The sequence below is a fragment of the Virgibacillus kimchii genome (assembly GCF_055379185.1).
Window position 1 is genome coordinate 3,280,001 of record NZ_AP043951.1, and the last position, 13,069, is coordinate 3,293,069.

Below are 13,069 nucleotides of genomic sequence, written 5' to 3' on the forward strand. Positions count from 1 at the left end.
GAGAGGAGCTGTCCTTAGTACGAGAGGACCGGGATGGACACACCGCTGGTGTACCAGTTGTTCCGCCAGGAGCATAGCTGGGTAGCTACGTGTGGAAAGGATAAGTGCTGAAAGCATCTAAGCATGAAGCCACCCTCAAGATGATACTTCCCATCATTTTAAATGAGTAAGATCCCTCAGAGACGATGAGGTTGATAGGTCCGAGGTGGAAGCGTGGTGACACGTGGAGCTGACGGATACTAATAGATCGAGGACTTAACTAAACTAATATATGTCGTTGGCTTCTCTTATTTAGTTTTTAGGGTATAAAGTTAAAAAAACCCTTGCATTTTTTGTGGAAAATGCATATAATATGTCTTGTCTCCCATTTAGGGACAACATAAAGGAAGTTTGGTTAAAACCGTTCACGTCCTGGGTCTGCGCGTAAATGCTCGACCCACCGAAAACCTTTGTGAACAACACCGAACGACCTACATCCTGTAGGCCTGGTAGCAATAGCGGAGAGGTCACACCTGTTCCCATGCCGAACACAGAAGTTAAGCTCTCCAGCGCCGATGGTAGTTGGGGCTTTGCCCCTGCAAGAGTAGGACGCCGCCAGGCAAACAAAAGACCAGATTACGAGTTATATCGTAATCTGGTCTTTTTTCATATATAAACAGCAAAACGGTTTGCTTTAATGTTACTACTACTGATCAAACTCCAAAATATGCTGGACTCTTTCGGGGTAACCTGTGATTATTCCATCAATGTTATACGTTAATACTTCGTGTATGTTGCGTTCGATGTTCACGGTCCAGACCCAGACTTCCCGGTTTAATTGGTGGGCATTTTCAATAAATCGCTCCGTCAGCATATTTTCCCTGATCGTATAAAAGTCTACATCAAGATTTGCTAAATTTCCCATGGATAAAAATAAAATTTGACCAATCTTGATTTCTTCATTCTTATTACGTATTTCCTGCAGTAAATCATAGTTAAAAGATTGGACATATACTTGATCGGCGGCATTGTGTTGCTCAATCAAGCGGACTATTTCTCCCGTGAAAGTCTCCTTCCTTTCATAGGATTTTAAATCAAGAATTAAAAGAGTATCTTTGTCTGCAACTTCATCCAGTACTTGATCCAAGGTAGGGATACGCTCTCCGGCAAATGATTCATCATAGAGCCGTCCAATATCCACCGCTGCGACTTCTTCATAAGTCATATCTCCAACCCTTTGGTCAACTCCTGCTGTACGCTCCAGGTTATCATCATGGTTAAGTACAATTACATCGTCTTTGGTCATCATGATATCCACTTCGATAGCGTCTACTCCCTTGTTAAGAGCCGATTGGATACTGCTCATTGAGTTTTCCGGTGCATTCGTGGTATCCCCCCGGTGACTGGCAACTGCTACATCCCATTTCAAATAAACAATAGCATCACTTACATAGTAATTGATGAAAAATATTCCCGTTACAACAATAGCGCCAAAGGAGATAACTGCCTTTTTATGTTTCTTGAAAAAACGCATTGTTTTCAGTTCAATAGCACTTAAACGCCGGTTTGGTCGAATAGGTAACCGATCTATTACCGGCTTTCCCTGAACAGACTGAAATCGATAGAACAGATGGGTAAGAATAATAATATTAATCGGGATTAAAAATAAGGAACCAATCATCGCCGTATAACTGGTAAGGGTAAGCAAATATTCGCTGATAAAGTGGCCTATCGTTTGAGAATCAATAATAACCACGATATAGGAAATGATTCGCATAAATAAAAATCCCGCACTAAAGATAATAAAGTTTGCCAAAAAAACATAAAACACTAACTTAAATTGGTTTTTCCTTGTAATCTTCCAGCTTTCTTTCATTGCTTTCCATATGGAAGTATCTTCTATAAAAATAAAATGAAGGGTAAACATCCACCGCAGCACTATATATCCAACCAAGAGCATGATTCCACCATAAATGGCTATGAATAACGGAGATTCATAAAGAATGCTTGTAAGAAAAATAGTTAAATTGATATCCAACATTGGTGGTAGTGTTGATGAATCAATAAATGGAAAGATAAGCACAAGTAAAAACATCAGCTGAAATATACCGAATCCAACTAATCTAGGCAGTTTTTTTAAGGTGGACGCCAATGCTTGTGTGACAAGAACGGGTTTTTTAAAATATTTCTTTTGACTTATTGTTATTAATACGCCAAATTCGACAAATAAAATGGCCACAGCCAAAAAAGTGACAATAAAAACACTGAGCATAATAGGGAAACTCATGCCCAAACGATAAACCTCTGCATTTAGAAGAGATCCGACACCCATTATACTTAAAAGGCGATTAAAAATATACGTAAGAAACGGCACGAATAGAAAGCTTGCCAGCATCGTATGAATAACTTCAAAGGATAAATATTTCTTATATGAAGATGTAAAATCGTGTAAGCTATCTTTAAAAATCGAATACAAGTTCATCAGCCTTTTCTTTGGTGATTTATTTGTTTTATTTTATCAGATATATGGTAACTATCCTATTTAGACGGAAAAAAAAACGCCGTACGGGTAACTATTTTCACTAAAAGCAATTTTGCGGTAAAATAAATGAAGCAATTCTTTTCTGAGGGGGTGGGTTCAGTAGAAATTATTGAACAGGTATTTACTGAGGATTTTAACACAATGATCATCCGGATATTAATCGCCCTTGTGTTATCCGGACTTATTGGTTTTGAACGGGAAGTAAAGAGACATTTTGCTGGTTTTCGCACGCATATTCTTGTTGGGGTCGGTGCTTGTCTGATGATGCTCTTATCGCTGTTTGGTTTTGAAGCATTCATAGTAACGTATGATAATGTGAGATTTGATCCTGCCCGTATCCCATCATATGTAATCAGCGGAATTGGGTTTTTGGGAGCCGGAACGATTATCGTGTACGGTGGGACCATTCGGGGACTGACGACGGCTGCTTCTATTTGGGCGGTGGCGGGCATAGGTCTTGTGGTCGGTGCTGGAATGTATGCTGCAGCGGTATTTACTACCATGGTTATTTTAATCAGTCTTATCTTTCTTAATAACTTCGAAAATCTATTTATTCATAAAAAGAGAAAAAGTACGGAAGTAGTGGACATTGAAATTATAGGACTTTCTAATTTGAAAGTTGAAGTTATTGCAAAGAGCTTTGAAAAGAGAGACATCATCATTAACAACATTAAAATAACGAAAGCGGAAGACGATCAAAAACAGATATTCGTGAAGGTGGAGGAGATTTCCGAAGCGGAACGCATTGCTGTTTTTGAGGAGATTTCGGATATGAATGCCGTGAAGACAATCTCGGATGTAAAATAAGGAGCATTGTATTTGCCGATTGCAATGGTTTGTGAAGCAAGTTTGAGAAAAAATTGAAATACTGGGTTAGAGATAATGTCTCTGATCCGGTTTTCACTTTGTCAGCAAAAATGATTCTGCATCAAAATCGGATATAGCTCCTGGAGTAAAAAAAGGAAAGGGTGAAGTATATTGCAACAGTTATTTGCAAGCACCATACAGCAGATGGATGCAAATGACGCTGTTCATTCTGTTCGGGCAGTAACCGGCGGAGATATTAACGAAGCCTATTATGTTCGCTCACTAAACAGGGAATTCTTTGTAAAACTGAATCGGTCAGTTGATAAGGCCTTTTTTGAATTCGAAAAAAAGGGTCTGGAGAGGATCAATCAGACAGATACTATACATGTGCCAGACGTATATGGAATTTATACGGATGAAGAGAAGAACATACCTATGCTGTGGATGGAATGGATAACAGGAGAAAAAAGCACGCTTACTGATGATTGGTTAGGAGAAAGATTGGCGGATATGCACCTAAAAGAAGGAAAAGCTTTTGGTTTAGATGAGAAAAGCTTCATTGGAAAGTTGGAACAGGATAATCAAATGATGGATAACTGGGCTTACTATTACCGTGACTATCGTTTGGCCGGGCAGTTGGAGATCGGTATGAACCATAAGACAATCACTGGCAGAAGAAAAGAAATGCTTATGGCATTAATGGAAAATATTGATCGGTGGATTCCGAAAAACCCACTCCCCAGTTTATTGCACGGAGACCTGTGGGGAGGAAATTGGATGGTTGGAAAAAAGGGAAATCCTTATTTAATTGACCCTTCTGTCTTATATGGAGATCATGAATTTGAAATTGCCTTTACGGAGCTTTTCGGAGGGTTTTCTCATCGCTTTTATGATGCATATACATCTGTTTACCCATTGTCTGATACATATGAGGATAAAAAACCGCTATATCAGCTTTATTATCTGCTTATCCATTTAAATATGTTTGGTGAATCCTACGGGCCATCGGTGGACCGGATTCTGCAAAGATATGCTGGTTAGCCTGAAGATGAACTCTTCAGGCTGCATCTTTATTCTTCTCATGAATTTTATCCTGAGGTGCACTAAAGTAATACACTCGCGGAAGCCCATAATAAATCCAAAATTCCTGGATCAGGGGTCCTCCAACAAAGAAAAGCATTTGCCAATCGATATGCTTCATTTAAAACCTCCTCTTGCTATTTATATGCAAGAGAGAGATGTCCCAGTACAGGTGGGATGTTAAAACCCTTCAGCTGTGTCCCCGCGTACCGGTTCTATGTCATCTTCAAAGCGTATTCGGAGTGAAGACGCATTTTTCCAGTCAGCGCTGTCGGAAACATGAAAATGATGATGAAGCAGATAGGAAAATGTATTATAAAGCAACATAAGGGTAATAGATCAGGTTTCCTCATAACTAAAGAAAACTTTTTCTTCACCAAAAATCCATCCCCAAAAAATGTTTTGCTTTTCCTCTTTTTGACGAAAATAAACTATAGGGTTGTAGTTGCATCTGATGAAATATCGCGTATAATAATAATTAAGTCAAAGATAGTCAAAGTCAAAAGGAGGTGGGCATGATGAGCAATATTTCCGATGTTATAGAACAATATTTAAAACAAATTTTAAAAGCACAAGGGAAAAATGTGATTGAAATTAAGCGAAGTGAAATAGCTGACCAATTTCAATGTGTCCCCTCCCAAATAAATTATGTGATTAACACAAGGTTTACTGTGGAAAAAGGGTATATAGTGGAGAGTAAACGCGGCGGCGGAGGGTATATACGTATTATTAAGGTGATTCATCAGGATAAATCCGAGCTTATAGATGAAATTATAGCGATGGTTCAGCCAAAAGTAACACAGCAGGTAGCAGTGGATGTGCTGAGCCGGATGGTGGAAGAAGAACTGATTACCGAACGCGAAATGAAGATTATGGCAAGTGTCATGGATCGAAATGTGCTCGCTTTTCAATTGCCGCTCAGAGATGAAATTCGTTCGCGCTTATTGACAACCATGCTGTCGGAATTAAAGTATTTGCATAGATAAGGAGGGAATGGAATTGGAATGTCAGGAATGCCAGAAACGACCTGCCACACTTCATTTTACCCAGGTAGTTAACGGGAATAAAACTGAAGTGCATGTTTGTGAGGTATGTGCAAGGGAAAAAGGCTACAAGACACATCCGGAGGAAGGCTATTCCCTGCATGATCTGATCTCCGGACTGATTAATTTTGAATCCCAGGCAATGGGCAATCCACAGGGAGGACCATTTCAGCAGGTGAAAGAGCTTCAGTGCCCGAAATGCGAAATGACCTTCTCTGAATTTAAGCGCATCGGAAAATTCGGATGTGCTGTTTGTTACGATACCTTTTCCGAGCGATTGGACCCTATATTCCGCAGGGTGCACTCCGGTAATACAAAGCATCATGGAAAAATTCCCAAACGACAGGGAGGAGATTTGCATAAACGGAGACAAATTGAAAGCTATAAATTGGAATTAAAAGACTTAATAAACAATGAAGAATTTGAAAAAGCAGCTGAAATCCGCGATAAAATTAAAGCATTGGAAAATGAACAGGGGAAAGAAGGTGATCATTCATGACGCTGCAGAATTTTATGAATGAAGCAATCAGTCCCTGGATGAAGGAAGAAGGTCCGGATAGTGATATTGTATTGAGCAGCAGGATTCGTCTTGCCAGAAATTTTGCCAATGAACCCTATCCCCTGCTTGCCGATCCGGATAAGCTTGAGGAGATCCGTGACTATTTTAAAACGAATTATGAGAATCAATCATTTCAAAATTACGAGGATCTTGCTTTTATTGCCATCAAAGATTTATCCTCCATTGAACAAAAAGTATTAGTTGAAAAACACTTGATCAGCCCGCATCTTGTCAAAAACGCCGAAACCTCGGCTGTACTTATATCAGAAAATGAACAGGTATCCGTGATGATCAATGAAGAGGACCATATACGAATACAGCTTTATTTCCCCGGTTTTCAATTGACGGAAGCGCTGGAAAGGGTATTTGAATTTGATGACTGGCTGGAAGAGAAAATTAATTATGCATTTGATGAATCAAGGGGTTACTTAACAAGCTGTCCGACCAATGTAGGCACGGGCATGCGTGCCTCAGTCATGATGCATCTGCCGGCACTTACAATGACAAAACAAATCAATCGGATGATTCCGGCAATCAACCAGCTGGGTCTGGTTGTGAGAGGGATTTATGGAGAAGGCAGTGAAGCACAGGGGAATATTTTTCAAATTTCCAACCAGATTACCCTGGGGAAATCGGAACAGGATATAGTGGAAGATCTGGAAAGTGTAGTCCGGCAATTAATTACCCATGAAAGAAATGCAAGAAGCCGGATTCAGGAGCAGTCCGGAATGAAATTGGAAGATCGCATCTATCGTTCATATGGAGTGTTGGAAAACGCCAGAATTATCGAATCCAAAGAAGCAGCACAATGTCTATCCAATGTCCGTCTCGGCATTGATTTGGGATTGATTGAACAGGTTTCACGCAATATATTAAATGAACTGATGATATTGACGCAGCCGGGATTCCTGCAGCATTATCAAAAACAATCATTGACGGCGAATCAGCGGGATGTGCTGCGGGCAACACTTATACGTGAAAGATTACAATTGGAGAAATGATAGGAGGAAATGGTTATATGATGTTTGGACGTTTTACCGAACGGGCACAAAAAGTATTGGCACTATCCCAGGAAGAGGCAGTCCGGCTCTGTCATAATAATATTGGAACAGAGCATATTTTGCTGGGACTGGTAAGAGAAGGTGAAGGCATTGCGGCCAAAGCCCTTCAGTCCCTAGGTCTGGAAGTAGCAAAAATCCAGGAGGAAGTGGAAAATTTAATCGGAACAGGGAAACAGCCGATGCAATCGATCCACTATACACCACGTGCCAAAAAAGTAGTGGAATTATCCCAGGATGAAGCAAGAAAGCTGGGCCATTCCTATGTGGGAACTGAGCATATTCTTCTCGGTCTTATCCGGGAAGGGGAAGGTGTGGCTGCCCGTGTTTTAAATAATCTCGGTGTCAGCTTAAATAAAGCAAGACAGCAGGTGCTTCAGCTTCTTGGCAGCAATGAATCTCAGGCAGGAAGACAGGGGCGCAATCAACAGACAAGTGCCAATACACCAACTTTGGATTCCCTTGCCAGGGATTTAACGGAAAGCGCCAAAGAAGGGAATATTGACCCTGTTATTGGACGCAGCAAGGAAATTGAACGGGTCATTCAAGTGCTGAGCCGCCGGACGAAAAATAACCCCGTCTTAATCGGGGAACCGGGTGTGGGAAAAACAGCCGTTGCAGAAGGGCTCGCACAGCAGATTATTAATAATGAAATACCGGAAACGCTCCGTGATAAACGTGTTATGACCCTCGATATGGGAACCGTTGTTGCGGGTACAAAATACCGTGGTGAATTTGAAGATAGACTGAAAAAGGTGATGGAAGAGATTCGTCAGGCCAACAACATTATTTTGTTCATCGATGAATTGCACACGTTGATCGGGGCAGGTGGAGCAGAAGGTGCGATTGATGCATCGAATATTTTGAAGCCGTCACTGGCCCGTGGAGAGCTGCAATGTATTGGAGCAACGACACTTGATGAATACCGGAAATATATTGAAAAAGATGCCGCACTCGAGCGCAGGTTTCAGCCAATTCAAGTAGACGAACCGACACTGGAGGAAACGGTGCAAATCCTGAATGGACTCCGTGACCGTTATGAAGCGCATCACCGTGTGACGATTACGGATGAAGCAATCGAAGCAGCCGCACAGTTATCCGACCGTTATATTACCGACAGATTTCTGCCGGATAAAGCGATTGACTTAATTGATGAGGCTGGCTCCAAAGTACGACTGAGCTCCTATACGGTGCCGCCGAATTTAAAGGAATTGGAACAAAAACTGGAAGAAGTCCGTAAAGAAAAAGATGCAGCCGTACAAAGCCAGGAGTTTGAAAAAGCAGCTTCTTTGCGTGACTCCGAACAGCGCCTCCGTGAGGAATTGGATAAAACAAAAAATGAGTGGAAGGAAAAGCAGGGACAGACAGACTCTGAAGTAACAATGGAAGACATTGCAAGTGTCGTGTCCATCTGGACCGGGGTGCCTGTTTCCAAATTAACGAAGGATGAAAGTGATCGCCTCCTGAATATGGAAGGAATCCTCCATGACCGCGTCATTGGGCAGTCGGAAGCAGTTAATGCCGTGGCAAAGGCGATCCGCAGGGCAAGGGCAGGATTGAAGGATCCAAAGCGTCCGATCGGTTCGTTTATTTTCCTGGGACCTACGGGCGTAGGGAAAACAGAACTTGCCCGGGCGCTGGCAGAAGCAATGTTTGAAGATGAGGACGCGATGATCCGGATTGATATGTCCGAGTATATGGAAAAACATGCAACTTCCCGTCTGGTAGGTTCCCCGCCGGGATATGTCGGCTATGAAGAAGGCGGACAGCTGACGGAGAAAGTTCGGACTAAACCGTATTCTGTCGTATTGCTTGATGAAGTGGAAAAAGCACATCCGGAGGTATTCAACATTCTGCTTCAAGTATTGGAAGATGGCCGTCTCACGGACTCTAAAGGCCGTGTTGTTGATTTCCGCAACACCGTGCTCATTATGACTTCCAATGTGGGTGCGAGTGAACTGAAGCGAAATAAATATGTCGGGTTCAATGTGGGAGATGAAGGTCAGGAGCACGAAGATATGAAGAATAAAGTCCTGGCTGAATTGAAGAAAGCTTTTCGTCCCGAGTTTCTGAACCGCATAGATGAAACAATTGTCTTCCACTCACTGGAAAAAGAGCATATGAAAGATATCGTAACATTGATGATTAATCAGCTGAAGCGCAGATTAAAAGAACAGGAGGTTGAATTTACACTTACGGATAAAGCGGTGGAAAAAATTGCTAATGAAGGATTTGAGCCTGAATATGGTGCCCGCCCACTGCGTAGGTCCATTCAGAAAAACATTGAGGATTTGTTATCCGAAGAATTGCTAAAGGAAAACATCTCCAAGGGAGAAAAAGTGAAAATTGGTTTGAATAATAAAGGAGAATTTATTATTTTGCCTAACAGCGTGGCAAAATCCTGAGTCTCCTGTTAGAAATCCGGTTATCGCCAACCTTTTCATGGTGAAGTTTAGAAAAACTCGCATTTACCGTTTTTGAGTGAATGCGTTGGTTTTTCTTGTACTTAAGACTTAAAAATTTTAACTTTCTTGAATCAACTTCTCAGTAAAAAATTTAAACCTTCTTAACGTGTGAAAAAGCTGGAAGCAACCTGCCTTCCAGCTTTTTCATCATGCTAATGGAATTGCATAAATACATATATAGCCCAAAAATAAGGGGGGAGTATGATGAAAGTAGATTCGATATCATTAATGGAAGCATATATAATTGAATCAGTCAGAAAAAGTGGTATTACAAACGAAGAACTGGTGGAGTCAGTTTCAAAAAAAGACATTGCGTCCTGGAGGCAGGCGCACCTGAAATTTGATTTTCATATACTGATTGATCTTTATGAGAAAGATGCCCGTGCCTTTCATTCTATAATACATGATGGCTATCAGATCAAATTTATTACGATCAATGGATTAAAGAACCTGTTAAAATTGAAATTTGACATTACCGAAGAGGTGTATGAGCTGACTGAGCAAGGCATTGCCAACTTATATGTGGATGATAATACATTATACCGCATCCGACAAATGCTTTCTCCCAATTGGAAAGTACAAGAAAAAGAAGTAGACGGAAAACATAGAGTCAGTATCATATTGAACAGATGAATCTGCTTCACCACCGTCCGGCAGGGTTTACTTTTCTTTTATTTTACCTAATTGTGGCACTACTATGGAATTTTTAACTAAATTGAAAGGAACATGTAACGTTATAGCTCTATGATTTGTTTATAATAGAAATAGAAGGGATCGAGGAATTTGGCTAAACGGAAAACGAAATTTGTTTGTCAGCATTGTGGTTATGAATCGGCAAAATGGATGGGTAAATGTCCCGGCTGCAGCAGCTGGAATTCATTTGTGGAAGAAATGGAGGCATCCGGCGGACGGAATAAACATACATTTAATGTGGGCACTACAGTGGTGCATAAGCCGGAAAAAATCTCTGCGATTGAAACACAGGAAGAGCCGCGGGTTACCACGAAAATGAAAGAGTTTAACAGGGTACTGGGCGGCGGTGTCGTTCCCGGTTCACTTGTTTTAATCGGCGGAGACCCGGGTATCGGAAAGTCTACCTTGCTGTTACAGATCTCTGCTCAACTGGCTGATAAACAATTACCGGTTTTGTATGTATCGGGAGAGGAGTCCATCCGTCAGACAAAACTGAGGGCAGATCGGCTGGATATAAAATCAGACACATTATATGTATTGGCGGAAACCAATTTATTTGATATTGCCAAGCAGGTGGAAGAAATTAAACCTTCCTTTGTCGTAATTGATTCCATACAGACCATGTACAAAGAAGAAATTACCAGTGCGCCCGGCAGTGTTTCCCAGGTTCGTGAATGTACGTCAGAATTGATGAAAATCGCAAAAACGAATGGTATACCCATTTTTATCGTTGGTCATGTGACAAAAGAAGGTTCGATTGCAGGTCCGAGACTTCTCGAACATATGGTGGATGCTGTTTTATATTTTGAAGGGGAACGGCATCATACATACCGTATACTGAGAGGGGTTAAAAATCGGTTCGGCAGCACGAATGAGATGGGAATTTTTGAAATGAAGGAAGAAGGTTTGCGGGAAGTAATGAATCCTTCTGAAATTTTCCTGGAGGAACGATCAGAGGGAGCTTCCGGTTCTACTGTTGTCGCATCCATGGAAGGTACGAGACCGGTACTTGTGGAAATCCAGGCATTAATATCCCCATCTGCTTTTGGAAACCCCCGGAGAATGGCAACGGGAACAGATCAGAACCGGGTGCCATTATTAATGGCAGTGCTGGAAAAGCGGGTTGGCTTAATGCTGCAAAACCAGGATGCGTATATTAAAGTAGCCGGCGGCGTAAAGCTTGATGAACCTGCCATTGATCTGGCAATTGCCTGCAGTATTGCTTCCAGTTTCCGGGATCAGCCGACAAGGCCGGACGATATCTTTATTGGAGAAGTAGGGTTAACCGGTGAAATCAGACGGGTGTCGCGGATTGAACAACGTGTACAGGAAGCAGCAAAACTTGGGTTTAAAAGGGTGATATGCCCTGCAAACAATCTTGATGGCTGGACGGTGCCGGAGCAGATAGAAGTGATCGGTGTAAATACCGTACAGGAGGCACTTCACGTTGGGGTTTCCCGTTAAAAAAACACACCGATTTCTGTCGAATCCTGGAAAAAATTGAAGTTTATTATGTTGCCTTTTATTTTGGGGTATGTTAATATGATAAGTTTATTAAAATTGAATGTTCTACGGTATTATGCTATTATTTAATTGGTATAATAGGTGATTCTTACTTTTTTTGGATTATTTTTTTATTATAGGGCAATAATATTAGTAAACTTGGCTGACTGCCATGTTATTCGGGAAAGTCTTCATAACGAAGGGATTTGTTGATCTTTTAAAGAGGAGGTGACATATGTGCTGAGGAAGATTGTACATTTATTCTTTATTATTTTGGGTGGTACGATAGGTTACCTGTATATACCGGCGATCGTAAACCTATTGGATTTCACGGAAGTCGGGTGGCTGGCATCACCATGGTTGGGAACTATTTTGGGGGCAATTATTTTTTTTCTTATTTCTTACGTGGTGGCAGGCTATATTGTTCATTTTCTTAAATGGGTGGAAGAAGCGCTTATTAAAGTGCCGGCAGTTGACTTGTTTTTCGGGAGTATCGGGTTACTCCTGGGGCTGGTGATTGCTTACTTTATTAATATGCCGCTGCAGGATATTAATATTGAAATCATATCACAGGTTATACCGTTATTCATTATGATTATACTTGGTTATTTAGGATTTCAGGTTGGTTTTAGACGCAGGGATGAGTTTGTTAATTTAATGAATAAAAATAGAAAAGAACGGGAGAAAAGAAAAGGTGCAGATATCGAGGAAGGGAAAGATCTGAAAAAACCAAAACCAAAAATACTTGATACAAGTGTAATTATTGATGGTCGTATTGCTGATATTTGCCAGACGAACTTTTTGGAGGGGACGATTGTCATTCCACAATTTGTCCTTGGGGAATTGCAGCATATCGCGGATTCATCCGATGTATTAAAACGAAACAGGGGACGGCGTGGACTTGATGTGCTTAACCGTATCCAAAAGGAACTTCCGGTGGATGTGGAAATCTATGAGGGAGATTTTGAGGATATCCCTGAAGTGGACAGCAAACTGATCAAATTGGCGAAAGTCATTGACGGTATTGTGGTGACAAATGACTTTAACTTAAACAAAGTATCCGATTTGCAGGGTGTGCAGGTCTTAAATATTAATGACCTGGCCAATGCTGTGAAGCCGGTCGTACTGCCTGGGGAGGAACTCGTGGTTCAGGTAATCAAGGACGGCAAGGAGCATAATCAGGGAATCGCTTATTTGGATGATGGGACGATGATTGTGGTTGAAGAAGGCAGAAACTATATTGGAAAAACAATAGAAGTACTTATCACCAGTGTTCTTCAAACATCTGCAGGCCGAATGATATTTGCAAAACCGAAATTACTTGAAAAAGCACTGTAAAA

The 13,069-nt window shown here is 41.2% G+C and carries 11 protein-coding genes and 2 rRNA genes (1 of these 13 only partly in view); 11 read left to right on the forward strand and 2 right to left on the reverse strand.

Annotation, left to right across the window (positions count from 1 at the left end; translation table 11 throughout):
• Positions 1 to 263 (forward strand): 23S ribosomal RNA (locus ACZ42C_RS15740); it begins 2,656 nt to the left of the window's first position.
• Positions 264 to 484: 221 nt separating this feature from the next.
• Positions 485 to 600: ribosomal RNA gene (rrf, locus tag ACZ42C_RS15745) — 5S ribosomal RNA — on the forward strand.
• A gap of 85 nt (positions 601 to 685) precedes the next feature.
• Here the strand turns inward: rrf and ACZ42C_RS15750 are convergent.
• Positions 686 to 2,455 carry a glycerophosphodiester phosphodiesterase family protein gene (locus ACZ42C_RS15750; protein WP_464891290.1) on the reverse strand — a complete coding sequence of 590 codons (1,770 nt, stop codon included), beginning with the start codon at positions 2,453 to 2,455 and terminating at the stop codon, positions 686 to 688.
• Positions 2,456 to 2,662: 207 nt separating this feature from the next.
• On the opposite strand from ACZ42C_RS15750, the gene ACZ42C_RS15755 reads away from it, so the two are divergent.
• Complete coding sequence (locus tag ACZ42C_RS15755; protein WP_461181538.1) at positions 2,663 to 3,328, forward strand: MgtC/SapB family protein; 666 nt, start codon at positions 2,663 to 2,665, stop codon at positions 3,326 to 3,328.
• A gap of 171 nt (positions 3,329 to 3,499) precedes the next feature.
• Positions 3,500 to 4,369, forward strand: coding sequence for a fructosamine kinase family protein (locus tag ACZ42C_RS15760; RefSeq protein ID WP_461181534.1), 870 nt, complete (start codon positions 3,500 to 3,502; stop codon positions 4,367 to 4,369).
• A gap of 16 nt (positions 4,370 to 4,385) precedes the next feature.
• On the opposite strand, the gene ACZ42C_RS15765 is transcribed toward ACZ42C_RS15760, so the two are convergent.
• The gene (locus ACZ42C_RS15765) at positions 4,386 to 4,529 is read right to left on the reverse strand and encodes a hypothetical protein (protein WP_461181533.1); all 144 of its coding nucleotides are present in this window, start codon (positions 4,527 to 4,529) and stop codon (positions 4,386 to 4,388) included.
• A 397-nt stretch (positions 4,530 to 4,926) separates the two neighbouring features.
• Between ACZ42C_RS15765 and ACZ42C_RS15770 the strand changes: the two genes are divergently transcribed.
• From ACZ42C_RS15770 to ACZ42C_RS15800, 7 genes are all read left to right on the forward strand, one after another.
• Complete coding sequence (locus tag ACZ42C_RS15770) at positions 4,927 to 5,394, forward strand: CtsR family transcriptional regulator (protein ID WP_461181532.1); 468 nt, start codon at positions 4,927 to 4,929, stop codon at positions 5,392 to 5,394.
• Positions 5,395 to 5,407: 13 nt separating this feature from the next.
• Complete coding sequence (locus ACZ42C_RS15775) at positions 5,408 to 5,950, forward strand: UvrB/UvrC motif-containing protein (RefSeq protein WP_461181531.1); 543 nt, start codon at positions 5,408 to 5,410, stop codon at positions 5,948 to 5,950.
• Positions 5,947 to 7,011 carry a protein arginine kinase gene (locus ACZ42C_RS15780; RefSeq protein WP_461181530.1) on the forward strand — a complete coding sequence of 355 codons (1,065 nt, stop codon included), beginning with the start codon at positions 5,947 to 5,949 and terminating at the stop codon, positions 7,009 to 7,011. The genes ACZ42C_RS15775 and ACZ42C_RS15780 overlap by 4 nt, the downstream gene beginning before the upstream one ends.
• A 17-nt stretch (positions 7,012 to 7,028) precedes the next feature.
• Complete coding sequence (gene clpC, locus ACZ42C_RS15785; protein WP_461181529.1) at positions 7,029 to 9,473, forward strand: ATP-dependent protease ATP-binding subunit ClpC; 2,445 nt, start codon at positions 7,029 to 7,031, stop codon at positions 9,471 to 9,473.
• A gap of 261 nt (positions 9,474 to 9,734) precedes the next feature.
• On the forward strand, positions 9,735 to 10,166 hold the full coding sequence (locus ACZ42C_RS15790) for a hypothetical protein (RefSeq protein ID WP_464891291.1): 432 nt from the start codon (positions 9,735 to 9,737) through the stop codon (positions 10,164 to 10,166).
• Between the two features lie 150 nt (positions 10,167 to 10,316).
• Complete coding sequence (gene radA / locus ACZ42C_RS15795; protein ID WP_461181527.1) at positions 10,317 to 11,690, forward strand: DNA repair protein RadA; 1,374 nt, start codon at positions 10,317 to 10,319, stop codon at positions 11,688 to 11,690.
• A 276-nt stretch (positions 11,691 to 11,966) separates the two neighbouring features.
• On the forward strand, positions 11,967 to 13,067 hold the full coding sequence (locus ACZ42C_RS15800) for a PIN/TRAM domain-containing protein (RefSeq protein WP_461181526.1): 1,101 nt from the start codon (positions 11,967 to 11,969) through the stop codon (positions 13,065 to 13,067).
• Positions 13,068 to 13,069 lie beyond the last annotated feature (2 nt).